Source organism: Caulobacter sp. DWP3-1-3b2, assembly GCF_049896325.1.
In the GTDB taxonomy this organism is placed as follows: Bacteria; Pseudomonadota; Alphaproteobacteria; order Caulobacterales; family Caulobacteraceae; genus Caulobacter.
This window is the reverse complement of record NZ_JAFCUB010000003.1, coordinates 71,717-89,321: the sequence shown is the minus strand read 5'-3', so window position 1 is coordinate 89,321 and position 17,605 is coordinate 71,717. Positions and strand designations below refer to the sequence as shown.

The following is a 17,605-nucleotide window of genomic DNA, read 5'->3' as shown; positions in this document are numbered from 1 at the left end:
TGTCGCCGGGCGACCCGAATGGCAAGAAATAGCCCGGACGCTGTGGACGCCCGGGCTAGGCCTTGCTTGGCTGGATAGACCTAGTGGCCGCCGGCGACAACGTCCTCCTGGATGGCGTGGATCGGAGCCGACTTGGCCACGAACGAGAACCACAGAACATACAGGTAGCAGGCGAGCGGTGCGATGAAGGCCAGCGACTTCGAACCAGTCATTTCCTCGATCTTGGCGAAAATCAGAGGCAGGAACGCCCCACCCACAATGGCCATGCACAACAGGCCCGATGTGGCCGAGGTCGGCGCCGAGGACCGTTGCAAGGTTAGGGTAAAGATCGTCGGGAACATGATCGAGTTGAAGAGACCAATCAGCAGGGCGGCGAAAGCCGGGATCAGACCGCTGGTCAGCGGCACGCTGGCCAACAGCAGGTTCAGCGTTCCCGTGTGCGCCGTCGGTGTCATGTCCTTAGTAAGGATCACGACCACGCACAGCGCAATGGCGCCCACGGCGACGAGCGTCAGCAGCACATAGTCCTTTACCGCCTTCAGCAGGGCCGAGCCGGCGAAACGCCCGATCATGGCGAAGACCATGTAGAAGGTCGTCAGCTTGCCGGCCTGTTCGGCGGGGATGTTTAGAACGTGGCTCTGCTCAATGAACAGCAGCAGATTTAGCGAGATCGCCACCTCTGCCCCGACATAGAGAAAGATGCCGATCGCGCCGAGATTGGCCCACTTCGACCCCAAGGCGGAAAATGGGCTGACCAGATGGCCGGTCTTGGGCGCGGCTTCGGTGATCTTGTGCCGGACCAGATAGATGGCCACGATGAAGAGGGCCAGACCTACGCCGATCGCCAGATAGACGTTGGAGACGAAACCCAGCGCCTGTTCGCGCAGGGCGTCGGTGATCACCGCGTCCTTGGCGAAGATGTCACCCTTGAGCAGGAAGTTGGCGCCGAACCACAGGCCGCAAGCCGCGCCCAGTGAGTTGAAGGCTTGCGAAAGGTTAAGGCGGAAGGACGAGTCTTCCGGCTTGCCCATCGAGGCGATCAGCGGATTGGCGGCCACCTGCAGCAGGGTGACGCCGGACGCCATGACGAACAGGCCGATGAGGAATATGCCGAAGGTGTGCAGCTTGGCCGCGAGGATGGCGATGAAGCAGCCAGCGACAATGCCGCCTAGGCCGATCATCACCGACTTGGCATAGCCGATCTTGGACAGGAACGCCGCCGAGGGCAGCGACATCACGCCATAGGCGATGAAAAAGGCGAAACCGGTGAGGCTCGCCTCGACCGGGGTCAGGGTGAAAACCGTCTTCATGGTCTTCAGCAGGGGGTCGAGCAGGTTGGTGACCAGCGCCCAGATAAAGAACAGGGCTGTGACGTAGACGATCGCCAGGACCAAACCGCCCCCTGACTTGCCCCCTGTATTCGCGGCGCCGCTCACTGGCGCGCCTGCACCCATACCTGCCATTTGATTTCACTCCCTGTCCGACGTTGCGGGACGGGACATCCACTCCAACGGTGACAACGTTGTCAAGCAGAGAGGGCAAAAACGCGCCGACCAGATGTCCCGGATGGAACCGGTCGCACGATTCGGCGACTGATCAGAAAACGCCAAACGTCCGGGGAAGGTCGTGCCTGTCAATCTCCACCTCGGGGTTCGAGCCTGTTGACTGGTCACGTTTATCGGCGTCGTTGACGCCATCAATCCCCTGCACCGCGGCGTGGCGCACTCACTGAACCAGCGGGACGCGCGCGCCGGGTGTCCTAGGCGGCCTTTTGGGTCAGCGCCGGAACCGTTGGCCCTCCCCACGCATCATGGCACGGCTCGCCGGCCAGGATGTTGTCGGCGATGAGCAGGCCGCTGAGCGTCGCCAGGTCTCGCCCGCCGGCCTTGTGCAGACCGTTGCGGCCCGCCAGATACAGACCCGGGAAATGCATCTTCAGGTCCAGCCGGATCATTTTCAGATGCTCGGCGCAGTCCTCGTCCTCGATTGGCAGGGCCTTTCGCCGGCGGATGACTTGGGCGCCGCGCAGAGCTTCGGGGTCCATCAGACCCATGGCGGCGGCCTCTTGCCGGGCCAAGGCGACAAGAGCCTCATCGCTGGCGGTCCACAGATCGTCGCCCTCGAAGCAGTAATATTCGAGGCCAAGGCAGCTGGCGTCACCCTCGGGCGCCATGGCCGGCGACCAGGCGCTGTAGTTCTGAACGCGACCGACCTTGAGCCCGGCGTCGTGGACCTCGATCGCGGTCTCGCGCAGCGGCGTGCGGGTTGGGCCCACCAAGGCAACGGTGATCTGGTCGCGGTACATCAGCTCGCCAGCATGGAACAGGCTGATCGGCGTCGAACGCAAAGTATTCATCAGGTCGCGCAATGGCGCGGTCGAGACGACATGGTCGGCGGTGTGGATCTCGTGGGCGCCATCGGCGCGTCGGACCGTCGCCGTCCATAGCTTGCTGTCTGTGTCGAAGCGAAGGTCCTCGACCTTCCGCCCCAGGCGAACCTTGCCCCCCGAGGCCGCGATCTGGCTCGCGGCGGCCTCCCAGACAGCGCCGGCGCCGTCACGGGGGTAGCGAAAACTGGCCAACGGCCGGGTCCCGCCTGTCCAGCCGAGCGGCATCTGGTCGCAGGCCAGGCCCGACACCTTCTCGGCGTACGGTTTGAACAGCGTCGAGGATAGTTTTTCGCCAAAGCGGTTTCGAACCTCGTCGCGGAACGTCTTGGGCGCTTTGATTGGGCGGATCCTGGCCAGGCCCAGTGAGGCCAGGCACGCCGCGCCACGGCGGAGCCCCAGGTGGGCCAGGGCCTCCAGCGTCTTCAGCGGATAGGCGTAGAAGCGGTCGCGATGATAGAGTCGCGAAGTCCGAGGCTGTTCGACGAAGCCGCCCGGCAGGATGCTGGACCACAGGTCAGTCACTCGCGGCGAGGCGGAGTCGAAGGCCTCCCCGCTCAGATCAATGCGAAAACCATCGTGGACGATCGTGCGGCTTGCGCCGCCGACCTGATCATCCATCTCCAGGACGGTGACCTCGCGGCCCGCCTTGGCCAGGACGTAGGCGGCGGTCAGGCCGGCCGGACCGGCCCCGATCACCAAGGTTTCGACGTGACACCCCATCGACTTCGCTCCCCATTCGCGAAGCATCGTCGCGAAATAGGGTTAAAATCGCGCGGTCGGACGTGGTGAACCCGGCCTAAACTTCACCATTGAGGCGTTGTGTCGCGGCGAGGCCGATCAGGCTCGCTCGCCACCGCCCTAGGCCTTGACTTGATCACGGTCCGCACGACCCCCTCTACTCAATCGACTATCGTCTGGGTGCGGTTCTCCAGACGGTTTTGTCTGCGGGGAGATTCTTCGTAGACTGGCGCATTGTTCCCACCGTGGGCAGCAGGATCGCCCACCTGACGCCGATGCAGGATTTTCTGCGCGGAGACCGGTGGAGCGATTACTTTGTTCTTGGTGACCCATATTTGACGTTCCGGTCTCGACGACTCAGACGATCAGGGGCGCTATTGTCGATCTCGGCGCCTCGCGCTGGGTTTCGACCGTCCGTTGGGCGCGGCCAAGAGCATCGTGATCACCTGGATCGTCACTTTGCCCGCGGCCGGCTTGGTCGCGGCGGCGTTGTCTTACCTAGGGTTCTGGATGAAGTGACCAATCAGGCGGAGAGCAAGCAAGGCGGGGGCAAGTCCGGACAGCGACGCCGCCAGGTGGCCGCCCTGCCCTGGCGCGCCTCGGCCGCCGGACTTGAGATCCTGCTGGTGTCATCCCGCGAGACCCGCCGCTGGGTGATCCCCAAGGGCTGGCCGATGAAGGGCAAGCTCGATCACCAGGCGGCCGCCCAGGAGGCCTATGAGGAAGCCGGCCTAGACGGTTGCATCGTCGAGCAATCCGTCGGCGACTATCCCTATCTCAAGCGCCTGAAGAGCGGTGTGGCCCGCGCGGTGACGGTCGATGTCTTTCCGCTCGAGGTCACCGGCGAGCACGCGACCTGGCCGGAAAAAGGCCAACGCACCCTGAAATGGATGAGCCCCGTCGAGGCCGCCCTGGCGGTGCAGGAGCCGGAACTGCGCGACCTGATCGCCCGCTTCGCCGGCGTGGAGCTTCCGGCCGAGGAACGCCCCGAGCTCGCTCCGGCCCCCACGCCGGTGCAGGTGGCCATTCAACGCCTGCGCCGCCGAGTCACGGCGCTGTGGGGCCGCCCTCGGCGTTGAGCCTGGGGATAACTCGACAAACCCGCCAAGAGACACTAGGTTCTTGTTCTGTTCCGAACGAGAATCAGCATGCAGCTTTCCCTCGACCTCGCGACCTCGCCGCTCGAAACCCTGCGCGACGGTTTGCTGAAAACCTTCGGCCCCCAGCGGCCGACGAAACGGCTCGATCCGGTGTCGCAACTGGTGCGGTCGATGATTGGCGGGCGCAGCCCCGATGCCGCGTCCTGGGCCGCCTATCACCGTCTGAGGGACCGCTTCGCGACCTGGGAAGACTTGGTCGAGGCGCCCGAAGGCGTCGTGCTTGAGCTGATCAAGGACGTCACCTACCCCGAGGAAAAGGCGCGTCATCTGCCACACGCCCTGCGCCTGATCCAGGTGCGCAGCGGCTGGAAGCTGTCGCTCGATCATCTCAGCGAACTGGAGCTCGACAGCGCCCGCTGGTGGCTGCAGGGCCTGCCGGGGGTGGGCGTCAAGGTCGCCGCCTCGGTTTTGAACTTCAGCCCGCTCAACATGCGGGCCCTGGTGATCGACACCCACGTGCACCGCGTGGCTAGCCGCTATGGGCTGATCCCCGCCAGTTATGACACCGCCCACGCCTATCGCGCGCTGATGGATCTCGTGCCAGATCGCTGGACCCCCGAGGACCTGTACGAGCTGCACTGGCTGATGAAGGGGCTGGGACAGCTGCTATGCGCCCAGCACGCGCCGCGCTGTGGAGCTTGCGCGCTGAACGGAGGCTGCGCGCGGGCGGGCGTGGCGCGCAGCGCGGACATCCTGGCCTGGAAGCCGCGCCGCTAGAGCATTTCCCGACCTGACTGCGTCAGGCCGTGAGCTCTAATCTGTTGTTTTGACGCATTTTTCTTCACGCGAACCGGAACCACTTCGCTCGAAAAATGCTCTAGGCGGCCTCGACGCCCGCGAACTTTCGGTTCGCCGTGAAGGCTCCGAAAACGATCACCCATGAGCGGCGCTTGGTCGATGTGGCGGAGCCGCTGGCCACGTTCCTTGGGGAATGCGGCGCGCTGGGTGACCGGCTCGGACCGCTGCTGATCCAATTGCCGCCGAGTCTCAAGTTCGACCCCGAGCCCGTCGAGCGCTTTCTAAGCGTATGGCGAGAGGCGACGACGGCGGCGAGTGTCCTGGAACCGCGTCACGACAGCTGGTTTTTGCCCCAAGCTGACGCCCTGCTGGACGCCTTCCGGGTGGCCCGGGTCGCCGCCGATCCCGCCGTGATTCCAGACGCAGCCTCGCCAGGGGGTTGGCCTGGTTTGACCTATCGCCGCCTGCGCGGCTCGCAAACGATCTACAAGACCTCTTACGATGACGGGCGGTTGGAAGCGCTGGCCAGCCAGATGGCCGAAGAGCAGTCGCCCGAGGCTTGGGTGATCTTTGACAATACCCAACGGAGCGCGGCGACCACGGACGCCCTGAAGCTGATGGCGTCTAATTCGCCTGCGCCAGCGCGCTGAAGGTCTTCGTCCCGATGCCGTAACTGCGCCATTCCCTGAAGTCGAAATGCCACCATTCCTCGGGATAGACCTCGAAGCCCTGATCAACCATCGCCTCGCGGAGGGTGGCGCGCAGGGCCCGCTGTTTCGTGGCGCCGCCAATGAAGTCGGCATAGGAGCGGCCCGACATCTCGTCATAGCGGCTGGGCATCTCGACCGGCTTGCCGGTCTTCAGGTCGTAGAGCGTCAGGTCCACGGCGCAGCCCCGGTTGTGGCGCGAACCCTTGGCGGGATCGGCCACGAACATGTGGTCTTCGGGCGGCGTGGCTTCCCAGAACATCCAGGTGACGAACCAGGGGCGATAGGCGTCGTGGATCAGCAGGCCGTAACCCCGGGCTTCCAGCGCCTTGGCGGCGCGGGCCAAGGCCTCGGCCGCCGGACGCTGCAGGTAAGCCGCCGGGCGTTCGTACAGGGGCAGCCCCATGAAATTGTCATGGCCGGCATAGCGAATGTCGAAACGGATCGCGGGGTCGAGGGTCGCCAGATCGACCAGGTCGGCAGGCCGATGTTCGGCCATCTCGACCGGCGGCGTCGCGGCCAAGGCCCTGGCCCGCAGAGCCTCCGGATCGGCCCGCACGGCCTTGCGGATCCCGGCCTCGACCTCGGCGCCAAAATCGTGGCGAGCCAGGCGCGCGCCGTCCAGCCGCACGGCGACAGGTTCCAGCATCAGTTCGCCGCCGTCCTCGACGCCGTAGCGACCTCGCCCGAGCGGCGTCAGTTTCGCGTCGGCATGGCCTTGACCATCGATGCGCAGAACGCCGTCGCGCTCGAACACCGTCAGCGGCGCACCGGGTTCGCCATACTGGCCGACCGCCACCATCTCGGCGGCGTCCAGCGACTGGGCAAAGGCGGTGCTGGTCAGGATCAGCCCCATGAGGCCGGCGGCGATGACATTGAAGACTCGAACCATTCCACGCATCGCCCGTGCCCCCTTGACCTACTTCATCGTCGGAATGACGAAGGCCGAGTCCTCGATCTCGCCCTCAGGCCAACGCGCGGTGATGGTCTTGACCTTGGTGTAGAACTTCACGCCTTCAACGCCGTGCTGGTTGGTGTCGCCAAATGCGCTGCGCTTCCAGCCGCCGAACGTGTGATAGGCCACAGGCACCGGGATCGGCACATTGATGCCGACCATACCCACATTGACCCGGGATGCGAACTCGCGCGCAGCGCGGCCGTTGCGCGTGAAGATCGCCACCCCATTCCCATACTGGTGCTCAGAGGGCAGGGCCAAGGCTTCCTCGAAGGTCTCGGCGCGGACGATCTGCAGCACGGGGCCGAAGATCTCTTCCTGATAGGTCTTCATGCCCTTCTTGACACCGTCGAACAGCGACGGCCCGATGAAGAAACCTTTTTCAAAGCCCTGCAGCGCGAAGTCGCGGCCATCGACCACCAGTTCCGCGCCCTCATCGACGCCGATCTGGATGTAGTCGACAATCTTGGCGCGGTGCTGGGCGCTGACCACGGGGCCGTAGTGGGCGTCCAGATCGTTGGAGACGCCGACCTTCAGGGTCTGGATCTCGGCGACCATTCGCTCGCGCAGCTCGTCAGCCGTCGCCTTGCCCACCGGCACCACCACCGGCAGGGCCATGCAACGCTCGCCGGCCGAGCCGAAGGCCGCGCCCGACAGGTCCTTGACGACCTGATCCATGTCGGCGTCGGGAAGCACGACGCCGTGGTTCTTGGCGCCGCCCATCGCCTGGACGCGTTTTCCATGCGCCGTGCCCGTCTGGTAGACATAGTGGGCGATGTCGGAACTGCCGACGAAGCTGATGGCGCGGATCAGCGGGTGGGTCAGGATGGCGTCAACGCAGGTCTTGTCGCCGTGGACCACATTCAGGACGCCGGCGGGCGCGCCGGCCTCCATCATCAGCTCGGCCAGCTTGACCGGCACGGTCGGGTCCTTCTCCGACGGCTTGAGGATGAAGGTGTTGCCCACGGCGATCGAGATGCCGAACATCCACATCGGGATCATGGCCGGGAAGTTGAACGGGGTGATCCCCGCGCAGACACCCAGAGGCTGGCGCATCGAATAGACGTCGATGCCGGGACCCGCGCCCTCGGTATAGTCGCCCTTCAGAATGTGAGGTATGCCGCAGGCGAACTCGATGACTTCAAGGCCGCGCTGGATGTCGCCCTTGCTGTCGGCGATGACCTTGCCGTGCTCGGACGACAGGATCTCGGCCAGGCTGTTCATGTCGCGCTCGATCAAGCGCTTGAACTCGAACATCACCCGGGCGCGGCGTTGCGGATTGGTGGCAGCCCAGCCGATCTGGGCGGCGGCCGCGGCCTGCACGGCGGCGTCGAGTTCCGCGTCGGTGGCCAGCGGCACACGGGCCTGGACCTCGCCGGTGTTGGGATTGAAGACGTCGCCGAACCGGCCCGAGGCGCCCGCGAGGGCCTGTCCGTTCACGAAATGGGCGATGCTACGCATGAAGCGCTCCCTAGATCTTGTTTTGCGCGTCAATAGCATCCGGAATTCCCGCCGTATCGCGCGAAATCTGCCCGCTACGCGGCGTCGACGTGCACCCGGCGGAACCGGCCCTGCAGATAGACCAGTGGCTCGTGGTCGGGATCGTAGCGCAGCTTCACGACCCGCCCGACATAGACACGGTGGTCGCCAGCGTCGAAGACGTGGTGGGTGACGCATTCGAAATTGGCCATGCAGCCCGGCAGGATCGGGGCCCCGGTGATCCAGGTTTCGGTGTCGATGCCGGCGAAGCGGTCGCCGTCCTTCTGCACGAACTGCCGGGCGATGGCCTGCTGGTCGGCGTGCAGGACATTGACGGTGAACAGGCCCGCGGCGTCGAGCGCCGACAGGCTGCGCGAGTTCAGGTCGACGCAGACCAAGGCCAGGGGCGGGTCGAGCGACACCGAGGTGAAGCTATTGGCCGTCAAGCCGACGCGGCGGCCGCCCTCCCCTGTGGTGGTGATCACCGTCACACCGGTGGTGAAGCAGCCAAAGGCGCTTCTTAACGCCCGCGCGTCATGTGCCGCGCCCTCGCCTAGTTCAATCGTGACCGCCTGACTCATCCACGCACAAGTGGCGCAAAGTCTGCGTCGGGGCAAGGGTTTGAACAGTCCTCCCCCCGTGGGGGAGGTGTCGGCAAAGCCGACGGAGGTGGAGTGATCGGCAGGCGGCCGGGTCCCTCATCAACGACCAGTTAACTCCCCCACCGATCGCTGCGCGATCGCTTGCCCCACAGGGGGTGGACTTGTTAAACCCGCTCCACCAAAAACCCCGGTCGCGCTGCATCCAGCCCGAACGTCACCGGCAGGTGGCGCACGTGCGGGGTCTGCAGGTTCAGCGCCTTGGCGCCGCGCGCCACGGCCAGCTTGCCCAGGGCCATCGGACCAAAACCGTTCTGGATTCGGGGCCGCGCCCCTAGCCGCCGACGCAGCACGCCGTTGGCGTAGATGACATTGGCGCGCATCAGGGCCGGCGGAGTCATGAATTCGATCGAGATCGAGACGTTGAGCATCGGCCCGTTCTCGATCCGATGCGGCGCGTTCTGCTTCCAGGTGACAATCGTCCCAGGGACCATGTCGACGCACTGGGCGCCGGCGTCCCAGGCGGGTTCGAAGGCGAACTGCTCGGCGGTTTCCTTGAGCACGATCTTCTCCAGCGCCAGCTCGCCGACATAGGGGTCGGCCACCGGATAGACCCAGACCTTCTTCTGTCCCCGGATCTGCCACAGCGACACCAGCGGCACGTCGAGATGGTAGAACACCTGGGCGTTGGCGCTGCTGATCAGCATGCCCAGATCCCGCTTGAAAGTGCGCAGGCCCGGCACGCGGGCCTCCTTCTCGGCGAAGATCTCGTCGCAGAGGGCTGCGTATTCCGCCACAAAGTCGTTGGTGTGGCGCAGGTTCAGCCAGATGCGGCCGGTCTTGGCCGCCTCCAGAAGTTGGTCGCCGCTCAGATTGCCCGCCGCGCCCTTGCGCCAGGTGGTCCAGGCCTTGGGGTCCTCGCCCATGGTGAAGACGCCCAGTTGGTCGCGCGGATACTGGTCCAGCAGCCGCGCCAAACCCTCGTCGTCGAACATCGGCCGCTCGTGCAGGTCGTGCTGGAAGACCAGGTTCTCCCGGCCGAAGGCCGTCGCCTTGGCTTCGGTCCAGTCGCTTATGATGCTCATGACGCGGTCCTTCCGTAGAACTGGATCTTGAAGGGTCCCCACCACAGGGTCTTGCCTAGGCCGCGCGCGGCGCGGTCGAGCCATTCGGCGCGGTCGTGGGCCTGGGTCGGCCATTTCAAGCCCGCCATCGCGCCAAACAGCACGGCCTGGACGACGCCTACCGCCATCCAGCGGGCAACGCCGAGCCAATCGGGCGGGCTCGCGGCGGCGCAGTGCGAGGTCGGACCCTGGCCATAGGCGAAGGCGCGGGCGATCGTGTAGCCTAGGGTCAGGCGGCCGGGCACGGGGTCTTCCCAGACCCAGGCGGCCGGCTCCCAGGCGAAGATCGCGCCGCGGGCCTGCATTTGGCCAAACAGCATGTCGTCCTCGCCGCCGATGTGGTTGCGTTCGATCGCGAAGGGCGCGACGGGGTCGGGTAAGGCGGCGCGGCGCAGGAGGCTGTCGCCGCAGCCGTAATAGTGGTCGATGACGCCGGCCTCGGCCTGTCCCTCGCGCGAGAAGAACCGCTCCAGATAGTCGCGATGCGACACCACGCTGAGCGGCGCGCGAGCCCGGACCGGGCCGAAGACGACATCGGCCTCATAGCGGAGCTGGGCCGCCAGCAGGGCCGACAGCCAGCCGGCTGGCGCCTCTTCGTCGTCGTCGAGGAAGGCGATCAGATCGCCGCTCGCCTTGGCCATGCCGGCGTTGCGGGCGTAGGCCACGCCGGGGCGTGCCTCATGGACATAATGAATCGGGAACGGCGCCTCGATCGCCAGCTTGACGGCCGTGGCCTGGGCCGATGGCGCCTGGTCGTTGTCGACGATCACCAGCTCCAGATCGCCGCTCAAGACGCCGGCCTGGGCGAACACCGAGCGCGCCGCGACGGCGAGGCCGCCGAGGCGCCGCTGAGTAGGGATCATGACCGTAACGCGCATGCGGGCTCCAGACTTTCCCGCAGTGTTACCCGGCTTGCCTTTGCGCTTGGTTAGCGAAGGCGTGGGCCAGGCCCCGCACCCGCCCGCCAAGGGTCAGCTCGACGCTGGCGATGGCGTCCATGCGCCGACGCAGCTTGCCGACAGGGCCGGGACCCTTCCCGCCTGCCAGGTCCCAGACACTGTCCAGCGAGCTGGCGACGCGGCCAGCCATGCTGGAGGCGGTGGCCGTGCCTTCGCCGATCTGGATCTGATTGAGCGCATAGGCGCCCTTGTAGTGGTCATGCCCAGGACCCAGGTCGTAGCGGGTCAGGCCCAGGCCCGGCATGGCGGCGATCGCTCGCATGAAGAAGATCTGGCCCGGCGACCATTCCGCATAGGCCGGATTGGTCGAGGCGATCCACGGATGATAAACGCCGCCGGCCCGCACGCCGAAATGACCGCTGACCAACTCACCGCCAGCGTACAGGTTGATCATCAGCCCCTGCAGCGGACCGTCTTGCTTGGCGAACAGGTCCAGCATCAGGTTTCGCGTCCAGTCTGGACGCAAGAAATCGTGAACGCCGGTGCGTTCGAGCTGCTCGCGCTTCCAGGCGATCAACTGGTCGAAGGCGACGGGCGATCGATCGGCGCCGATCAGCGTGATCGTCCCCATCTCGCGCTCGAGCTTGTTGTCGAGACGGCGCCAATTCTTGATCTTCTTCGGGCTGGCCGCGCGCACGGCCTCCAGATAGGTTTCGGCGTCGGTATCGGCCAAGGCGATGACGTGCGCCGTCTTCTGCTGGGCCTTGCCGAACACGCCGTAGGGGTCGATCAGGCCGGTGTAGCGAAGCGAGGTCAGATCGGCGGCGCGCAGCACCTCGGGTCCGGTCAGGCCGGCGTCCCGTCGCGAGACGAGGCCGTGATAGTCCGATAAAGGCGAGCCGATCGGGCGAGCCACCGCGCCGGGACGGCGATGATAGGCCAGGTAACCCAAGGTCTCGCCGCGACCACGAAGCACCGCCACCCGGGCGTCGTCGCGAACGGCGCCCACGGCCAGGGCGAAGTCGGGCCCCATCAACGGGCTGCTGAACGCCGGCTCGGCCGCCGCCATGTCACGCCACATCTGCAGATCAGCCGAAGCCAACGCGCGAGGGTGAAGAGTTTCAACGTCCAGCATCGCCATATGTCCTAATCCGATCCGGTTAGGGAAAGATGCAGGTTGGATTGCAACCCCTGGGCCAGCACCCTCGGCTGGGCCACGTCTAGGCGAAGGTCGCCTTGAGAATAGCCTCGATGCCCCGCTGATCGACAAGGTCAAAAGCAGCGGGCTTATCGGAGTCGACGTCGAACACCGCCAGCAGGGTTCCATTCGCATTGAACACCGGCACGACGATCTCGCTTTCCGAGCGGCTGTCGCAGGCGATGTGACCGGGGAAGGCATGGACATTCTCGACCAACTGGGTCTGGCCGGTTTCCGCCGCCGCGCCGCAGACGCCGCGGCCATAGGCGATGCGCAGGCAGCCCAACGTGCCCTGATAGGGGCCTACCACCAACTCGCGATCCTTCAGCGGATCAACCACGTAGAAACCGGTCCAGAAATAGTGGTCGAAGCTGCCGGCCAGCATCGAGGCCACCGTGGCCATGCGCGCGGTGAGGTTGGTCTCGCCGTCCAGCACCGAGGCGATCTCGTCGGCTACCTCGGCGTAGCGGGCCGACTTGTCGCCGGCTAGGATCTTGTCATTGAAAGCTTCGGCCATGGCGGGGATATAGCGCGTTCCCCGCCCCGCGCCAAAGGCGGGCTATTTGAACGGGTGCTCGCCCCAGGCCGGCCAGATGTCGGGGAGGTCGGCGGAGATCTTGTCCGGATAAGCCGGCTGGCGCTTTTCGAGGAACGAGCTGACGCCTTCCTTGGCGTCGCCGGCCGCGCCGCGCGACTGGATGGCCCGGCTATCGGCCTTGTGGGCTTCCATCGGATGATCGGCGCCGGCCATGCGCCAGAGCAGTTGCCGCGACAGGGCGACGGAGACCGGAGCGGTGTTATCAGCGATCTCGCGGGCCAAGGCGCGGGCGGCCGAAAGCAGGTCCTCCGGTGCGTGCAGCGAGCGGACCAAACCGCGATCAAGGGCCTCTTGGGCGCTGAACACCCGACCGGTGAAGCACCATTCCAGCGCCGTCTGCATGCCGACCAGACGCGGCAAGAACCAAGATGAGCAGGCCTCCGGTGTGATGCCCCGCCGCGCGAAGACGAAGCCGAACTTGGCGTCGGTCGAGGCCAGGCGGATATCCATCGGCAGTTGCATCGTCACCCCCACGCCCACGGCGGCGCCGTTGACGGCGGCGATGATCGGCTTGAGGCTTTCGTACATCCGCAGCACCACCCGGCCGCCGCCGTCGCGATAGATGTCGCCGACCTTGCCCTCCTCGCGCTCCAGGGCCTGGGGCGAGGTGCGGTCGAAGGTGGCGCCACCGCCCGACAGGTCGGCGCCCGCGCAGAACGCCCGGCCGGCCCCGGTGACGATCACCACCCGCACCGCGTCGTCGCCGTCGGTCAGGTCGAAGACGTCGATCAGTTCTTTCATCATCCGGGCGGTGAAGGCGTTGAGCTTCTCAGGGCGGTTCAGGGTGATGGTCGCGATCCCGTCCTCGACGGCATAGAGCAGGGTCTCGAAGCTGGGGGCGGCCATGGGTGTTTTTCCTCCTGATTTCAGCGCTACTCAAACACGCGTATGAACCAGCGGCAACTACCGCATACCTGCTTCCGTGACGACACCCTTGGACTTCCCGTCAGACCTGCGCATTGTCTGGTGAACGCCGATCACGCAGAAACACGCGGGACGGATCAAGGGAAGAAACAGGGAGGATCCGATGACATCGATCATCGAGGCCGACTACATCGTGGTGGGCGCCGGCTCAGCCGGTTGCGTGGTGGCGGCGCGGCTGTCGGAGGACGGCCGGCACAAGGTGCTGTTGCTGGAAGCTGGCGGCGACGACCGGCCGACCAAGAACCTTTCGCAGTTCATGTCCAACCTGATGATCCACATCCCGGTCGGCTATGCGACGACCCTGAAGGATCCCAAGGTCAACTGGCTATATGAGACCGAGCCGGACCCCGGCACCGGCGGTCGCTCGCACGTCTGGCCGCGCGGCAAGGTGCTGGGCGGCTCGTCCTCGATCAACGCCATGCTCTATGTGCGCGGCCAGCGGGCCGACTATGACGGCTGGCGGCAGATGGGCGCGGCGGGCTGGGGGTGGGACGACGTCCTGCCCTATTTCCGCAAGTCCCAGCACCAGGAACGCGGCGACTCTGACCTGCACGCCACTGGCGGTCCGCTGAACGTCGCCGACATGCGCGACAACCACGCGGTTTCGCAACGGCTGATCGACGCCTGTCATCAGGCCGGCATCCCCAGCATCGTCGACCTGAACGGCGAGGAGCAGGAGGGCGCGACCTGGTTCCAGGTCACCCAGAAGAACGGCGCGCGCTGCTCGGCGGCGGTGGCCTATCTGCATCCGGCCATGAGCAGGCGCAACCTACGGGTCGAGACCAACGCCTTGGCCAGCCGGGTGCTGTTCGAGGGCAAGCGCGCCGTCGGCGTCCAGTTCCGCCAGAACGGCGTCAATGTCACCGCCAAGGCGCGCGCCGAAGTGATCCTGGCGGGCGGGGCGGTCAATTCCCCCCAACTTCTTCAACTCTCCGGGATCGGCCCGGGCGCCTTGCTGGCCGAGCATGGGATCGCGGTGATCCGCGACCTGCCCGGCGTTGGCGAGAACCTGCAGGACCACTATGTCACCGGCGCGCGCTTTCGCCTGAAGGCCGGGACGATCTCGGTCAATGAGCAGAGCAAGGGCGCGCGGCTGGCTGGGGAAGCGCTGAAATACCTGTTCACCCGCAAGGGCCTGCTAACCCTTTCGGCGGCCCATGTGGCGGCCTTCTGCAAGTCTCGGCCGGACTTGGCCGGCCCCGACATCCAGTTCCACATCCTGCCGGCCACCATGGATCTGGAAAAGCTGTTCAACGAGCAGAAGATGGAGCTGGAGAGCGCGCCAGGCCTGACCATCGCGCCCTGTCAGCTACGCCCCGAGAGCCGGGGCCACATCCGCATCAAGTCAGCCGACCCGGCGGCCCATCCGGCGATCTTCGCCAACTACCTGTCCGACCCGCTGGATCAGGAGGTGACGGTGGCCGGCCTGCGCTGGGCCCGCAAGATCGCGGCCCAGCCGGCCATAGCTCCGCTGATTGATCATGAGATGAACCCTGGACCCGAGTTCGAGAGCGACGAGATGCTGCTGGCCTATGCGCGCGCCTCGGGTTCGACGATCTATCACCCGGTCGGCAGCTGCCAGATGGGGTCCGGACCGATGGCGGTGGTCGATGAGCGGCTGCGCGTGCGCGGCGTCACCGGCCTTCGGGTCATAGACGCCTCGATCATGCCACGCCTGGTCTCGGGCAACACCAACGCACCGACCATCATGATCGGCGAGAAGGGCGCGGCGATGATCCTGCAGGACGCCACCGCGATGGTCGCCGCCTGATGGTCCTAGGCGCGGGCGTCGATCAGATCAGTCCGCGAAAAGTCGTCGCCGACGAAAAGCAGCGGCGCGCCTCGGGTCTTGGCCAGGGCGTAGGTGAAGGTGTCGCCGAAGTTCAGTTGGGCGGGATGGCCGGAGCCCTTGCCATAGGCGATACGGGCGCGGATCGCTTCGCGGCCTTGGGTCTCGTCGACGGGGATCAGGGCGATATCGAGTTGGCCAAGCAGGTCGTCGATGCGGGCGTGGGTTACGCCACGAGGTGTGAGGACCGTCGCGGCTTCGACATAGCTGGCCATCGACAGCTCCCGCGCCGTTGTGCTCATGAGACAGGTCAGCAAAACCGTTGCGATAGGCTCGTCCAGCGCGATGGCGACAATCACCGACGTATCGACGACGATCACGTTCGCGCCGCTCGCTCAGCCGCCAGCATGGTCAGATCCAGGTCGTCTCCACCCGCCTCAATCCACTCTTCCTCAGTGACTGGGCTTCGATCAACGTCGCTCCAACTGGACACGAGGTTCCTGATCCGCGCGACGAACGCTTCCGGCGTCTCGGTTCGTGCCGACGTCTCGCGCTCAAGCCGCTCCTTCAACGCAACCGTCACGGCCTGCGTCATGGTCTCGCCGGTGAGCTTGGCTAGGTCTCGCGCCAGTTGGTCGGCCTCTCGCGTCTTGATGCTGAGCGCCATGTTCGGCTCCGTTTCTAGAAAGCCAATCTAGACCTATTTTCCGTCAAAGTCACCGAGACGCCAAGATGCACCCTTCGATCCACGCCCAGACCCAGCCCGACAAGCCTGCCTACGTGATGGCCAGCTCTGGCGAAACGGTGACCTACGGCCAGCTAGACGCCCGATCGAACCAGGGGGCGCAGTTGTTCCGGTCGCTGGGCCTGAACCCGGGCGACGTCATCGCCCTGCTGATGGACAATACTCCGCGCTTCTTCGAAATCGCCTGGGCGGCGCAGCGCGCGGGGCTCTACTACACCTGTGTCTCCACCAAGCTGACGCCCAGCGAGGTCGAGTACATCGTCAAGGATTGCGGGGCCCGGGTGCTGATCATCAGCCCTGGCCTCGACGCCATCGCCGAAGCGGTCGCGCCATTGATCGTCGGCGTGCGGCTGTTTCGGGTCGGCGGCGCGCGCGACGCCTTCGAGGATTTCGAGGGGGCGCAGGACGCCATGCCCTCGACGCCGATCCCCGACGAAACGGCGGGGTCGGACATGCTCTACTCGTCAGGCACCACTGGACGGCCCAAGGGTGTCAAGCCGGCCTTGAGCGGCGGGCCGATCGACGCGCCCAACGCCCTGCAGATGATGGCCCAGGGCCTGTTCGGCTTCACCGCCGACAGCGTCTATCTGTCCCCCGCCCCACTCTACCACGCCGCTCCGCTACGCTGGTGCATGACCGTGCACAAGCTGGGCGGCACGGTGGTGGTGATGGAAAGGTTCGACCCCGAGGACGCGCTGGCCCTGATCGAGCGGCACCAGGTCAGTTGCGGCCAGTTCGTGCCGACCCACTTCGTGCGAATGCTGAAATTGCCCGAGGCGGTGCGGACACGGTACGATGTCTCGTCGATGCGCTCGGCGATCCACGCCGCCGCCCCCTGCCCCGTGCCGGTCAAGGAACAGATGATCGCCTGGTGGGGGCCGGTGATCTTCGAATATTACGCAGGCACCGAGGGCAACGGGTTCTGCTGGATCAATTCGCAGAACTGGCTAGCTCACAAGGGTTCGGTCGGTCAGGCTGTGCTGGGCGAACTGCGGATCTGCGACGAAGACGGCGAGGCGCTGCCGCCGCGTGTCGAGGGCGCGGTCTATTTCGCCAACGGCCCTGCGGTGAACTACCACAACGCCCCGGAGAAGACGGCCGAGAGCTACAACCAGCATGGCTGGACGACGCTGGGCGACGTGGGCTGGGTCGACGAGGAGGGCTATCTCTACCTGACCGACCGCAAGAGCTTCATGATCATCTCTGGCGGGGTGAACGTTTATCCGCAAGAGATCGAGAACCTGCTGATCACCCATCCCAAGGTCGCCGACGCCGCCGTGGTCGGCGCCCCGCACGAGGAAATGGGCGAACAGGTGGTGGCGGTGATCCAGCCGTTGGACTGGAACGTCGACCAAGCGCTTCTGGCGGAGGAGCTGATGGCCTTCGCGCGCGCCAATCTGAGCCACGTCAAGTCGCCGAGGCGGATCGACTTCATGGCCGAACTCCCCCGGCACGCCACAGGCAAGCTCTACAAGCGACTGATCCGTGACGCCTACTGGGCCAAGGAGCACGGCCGCGTCGTTTGACACGCGGCCCTCGGGCCCCTGGCTGGCGTGTGAATTG

At 65.7% G+C, this 17,605-nt stretch carries 16 protein-coding genes and 1 pseudogene; 5 read left to right on the top strand and 12 right to left on the bottom strand.

Features of this window, described 5'->3' with window-relative positions:
• Positions 1–80: 80 nt before the first annotated feature.
• Complete coding sequence (locus tag ACP7AG_RS03020; RefSeq protein WP_426013804.1) at positions 81–1,454, bottom strand: sugar MFS transporter; 1,374 nt, start codon at positions 1,452–1,454, stop codon at positions 81–83.
• 305 nt (positions 1,455–1,759) lie between these two features.
• Positions 1,760–3,109 carry an FAD-dependent oxidoreductase gene (locus ACP7AG_RS03015; RefSeq protein WP_426029743.1) on the bottom strand — a complete coding sequence of 450 codons (1,350 nt, stop codon included), beginning with the start codon at positions 3,107–3,109 and terminating at the stop codon, positions 1,760–1,762.
• 533 nt (positions 3,110–3,642) lie between these two features.
• On the opposite strand from ACP7AG_RS03015, the gene ACP7AG_RS03010 reads away from it, so the two are divergent.
• The 3 genes and pseudogenes from ACP7AG_RS03010 to ACP7AG_RS03000 form a co-directional block, all read left to right on the top strand.
• Positions 3,643–4,206: an NUDIX hydrolase gene (locus ACP7AG_RS03010; protein ID WP_426013663.1), complete on the top strand. Its 564-nt coding sequence runs from the start codon at positions 3,643–3,645 to the stop codon at positions 4,204–4,206.
• A gap of 69 nt (positions 4,207–4,275) precedes the next feature.
• A complete protein-coding gene (locus ACP7AG_RS03005; protein ID WP_426013665.1) occupies positions 4,276–5,004 on the top strand; it encodes an endonuclease III domain-containing protein in 729 nt (242 codons plus the stop codon).
• A 116-nt stretch (positions 5,005–5,120) separates the two neighbouring features.
• Positions 5,121–5,675: pseudogene (locus tag ACP7AG_RS03000) on the top strand (DUF72 domain-containing protein); the annotation flags it as partial.
• Here the strand turns inward: ACP7AG_RS03000 and ACP7AG_RS02995 are convergent.
• The 8 genes from ACP7AG_RS02995 to ACP7AG_RS02960 all read right to left on the bottom strand — a co-directional run bounded on the left by ACP7AG_RS02995 (position 5,650) and on the right by ACP7AG_RS02960 (position 13,430).
• Positions 5,650–6,624: a M15 family metallopeptidase gene (locus tag ACP7AG_RS02995; protein WP_426013667.1), complete on the bottom strand. Its 975-nt coding sequence runs from the start codon at positions 6,622–6,624 to the stop codon at positions 5,650–5,652. The pseudogene ACP7AG_RS03000 and the gene ACP7AG_RS02995 sit on opposite strands and share 26 nt — an antisense overlap.
• Positions 6,625–6,651: 27 nt before the next feature.
• Positions 6,652–8,148 carry a CoA-acylating methylmalonate-semialdehyde dehydrogenase gene (locus ACP7AG_RS02990; protein ID WP_426029742.1) on the bottom strand — a complete coding sequence of 499 codons (1,497 nt, stop codon included), beginning with the start codon at positions 8,146–8,148 and terminating at the stop codon, positions 6,652–6,654.
• Positions 8,149–8,222: 74 nt separating this feature from the next.
• Positions 8,223–8,747 (bottom strand): flavin reductase family protein, encoded by a 525-nt coding sequence (locus ACP7AG_RS02985; RefSeq protein ID WP_426013671.1) that lies wholly within the window; start codon positions 8,745–8,747, stop codon positions 8,223–8,225.
• Between the two features lie 185 nt (positions 8,748–8,932).
• On the bottom strand, positions 8,933–9,964 hold the full coding sequence (locus tag ACP7AG_RS02980) for a hypothetical protein (protein ID WP_426029741.1): 1,032 nt from the start codon (positions 9,962–9,964) through the stop codon (positions 8,933–8,935).
• The gene (locus ACP7AG_RS02975; protein WP_426029740.1) at positions 9,847–10,767 is read right to left on the bottom strand and encodes a glycosyltransferase family 2 protein; all 921 of its coding nucleotides are present in this window, start codon (positions 10,765–10,767) and stop codon (positions 9,847–9,849) included. Before ACP7AG_RS02975 ends, ACP7AG_RS02980 begins: the two co-directional genes overlap by 118 nt.
• A gap of 25 nt (positions 10,768–10,792) precedes the next feature.
• Entirely contained in the window at positions 10,793–11,923 is a 1,131-nt protein-coding gene (locus tag ACP7AG_RS02970) for a GNAT family N-acetyltransferase (protein ID WP_426029739.1), read from the bottom strand.
• Positions 11,924–12,008: 85 nt separating this feature from the next.
• Positions 12,009–12,503: a GAF domain-containing protein gene (locus ACP7AG_RS02965; RefSeq protein ID WP_426029738.1), complete on the bottom strand. Its 495-nt coding sequence runs from the start codon at positions 12,501–12,503 to the stop codon at positions 12,009–12,011.
• Positions 12,504–12,545: 42 nt separating this feature from the next.
• Positions 12,546–13,430 (bottom strand): crotonase/enoyl-CoA hydratase family protein, encoded by an 885-nt coding sequence (locus tag ACP7AG_RS02960; RefSeq protein ID WP_426013680.1) that lies wholly within the window; start codon positions 13,428–13,430, stop codon positions 12,546–12,548.
• Between the two features lie 181 nt (positions 13,431–13,611).
• On the opposite strand from ACP7AG_RS02960, the gene ACP7AG_RS02955 reads away from it, so the two are divergent.
• Positions 13,612–15,279, top strand: coding sequence for a GMC family oxidoreductase (locus ACP7AG_RS02955; RefSeq protein ID WP_426013682.1), 1,668 nt, complete (start codon positions 13,612–13,614; stop codon positions 15,277–15,279).
• Between the two features lie 5 nt (positions 15,280–15,284).
• On the opposite strand, the gene ACP7AG_RS02950 is transcribed toward ACP7AG_RS02955, so the two are convergent.
• Both ACP7AG_RS02950 and ACP7AG_RS02945 read right to left on the bottom strand, forming a co-directional pair.
• Complete coding sequence (locus ACP7AG_RS02950) at positions 15,285–15,677, bottom strand: type II toxin-antitoxin system VapC family toxin (RefSeq protein WP_426013684.1); 393 nt, start codon at positions 15,675–15,677, stop codon at positions 15,285–15,287.
• Positions 15,674–15,964: a type II toxin-antitoxin system VapB family antitoxin gene (locus ACP7AG_RS02945; RefSeq protein WP_426029737.1), complete on the bottom strand. Its 291-nt coding sequence runs from the start codon at positions 15,962–15,964 to the stop codon at positions 15,674–15,676. The genes ACP7AG_RS02950 and ACP7AG_RS02945 overlap by 4 nt, the downstream gene beginning before the upstream one ends.
• Before the next feature lie 65 nt (positions 15,965–16,029).
• Between ACP7AG_RS02945 and ACP7AG_RS02940 the strand changes: the two genes are divergently transcribed.
• Complete coding sequence (locus ACP7AG_RS02940) at positions 16,030–17,568, top strand: acyl-CoA synthetase (RefSeq protein ID WP_426013687.1); 1,539 nt, start codon at positions 16,030–16,032, stop codon at positions 17,566–17,568.
• The last annotated feature ends 37 nt before the right edge of the window (positions 17,569–17,605 follow it).

What these genes read in the sequence shown, in the direction of transcription:
- ACP7AG_RS03020 (WP_426013804.1), bottom strand. Translation starts at nt 1,454, where the DNA reads ATGGGTGCAGGCGCGCCAGTGAGCGGCGCCGCGAATACAGGGGGCAAG.
- ACP7AG_RS03015 (WP_426029743.1), bottom strand. Translation starts at nt 3,109, where the DNA reads ATGGGGTGTCACGTCGAAACCTTGGTGATCGGGGCCGGTCCGGCCGGC.
- ACP7AG_RS03005 (WP_426013665.1), top strand. Translation starts at nt 4,276, where the DNA reads ATGCAGCTTTCCCTCGACCTCGCGACCTCGCCGCTCGAAACCCTGCGC.
- ACP7AG_RS02995 (WP_426013667.1), bottom strand. Translation starts at nt 6,624, where the DNA reads ATGGTTCGAGTCTTCAATGTCATCGCCGCCGGCCTCATGGGGCTGATC.
- ACP7AG_RS02990 (WP_426029742.1), bottom strand. Translation starts at nt 8,148, where the DNA reads ATGCGTAGCATCGCCCATTTCGTGAACGGACAGGCCCTCGCGGGCGCC.
- ACP7AG_RS02985 (WP_426013671.1), bottom strand. Translation starts at nt 8,747, where the DNA reads ATGAGTCAGGCGGTCACGATTGAACTAGGCGAGGGCGCGGCACATGAC.
- ACP7AG_RS02980 (WP_426029741.1), bottom strand. Translation starts at nt 9,964, where the DNA reads ATGGCCGACCCAGGCCCACGACCGCGCCGAATGGCTCGACCGCGCCGC.
- ACP7AG_RS02975 (WP_426029740.1), bottom strand. Translation starts at nt 10,767, where the DNA reads ATGCGCGTTACGGTCATGATCCCTACTCAGCGGCGCCTCGGCGGCCTC.
- ACP7AG_RS02970 (WP_426029739.1), bottom strand. Translation starts at nt 11,923, where the DNA reads ATGCTGGACGTTGAAACTCTTCACCCTCGCGCGTTGGCTTCGGCTGAT.
- ACP7AG_RS02965 (WP_426029738.1), bottom strand. Translation starts at nt 12,503, where the DNA reads ATGGCCGAAGCTTTCAATGACAAGATCCTAGCCGGCGACAAGTCGGCC.
- ACP7AG_RS02960 (WP_426013680.1), bottom strand. Translation starts at nt 13,430, where the DNA reads ATGGCCGCCCCCAGCTTCGAGACCCTGCTCTATGCCGTCGAGGACGGG.
- ACP7AG_RS02955 (WP_426013682.1), top strand. Translation starts at nt 13,612, where the DNA reads ATGACATCGATCATCGAGGCCGACTACATCGTGGTGGGCGCCGGCTCA.
- ACP7AG_RS02945 (WP_426029737.1), bottom strand. Translation starts at nt 15,964, where the DNA reads ATGGCGCTCAGCATCAAGACGCGAGAGGCCGACCAACTGGCGCGAGAC.
- ACP7AG_RS02940 (WP_426013687.1), top strand. Translation starts at nt 16,030, where the DNA reads ATGCACCCTTCGATCCACGCCCAGACCCAGCCCGACAAGCCTGCCTAC.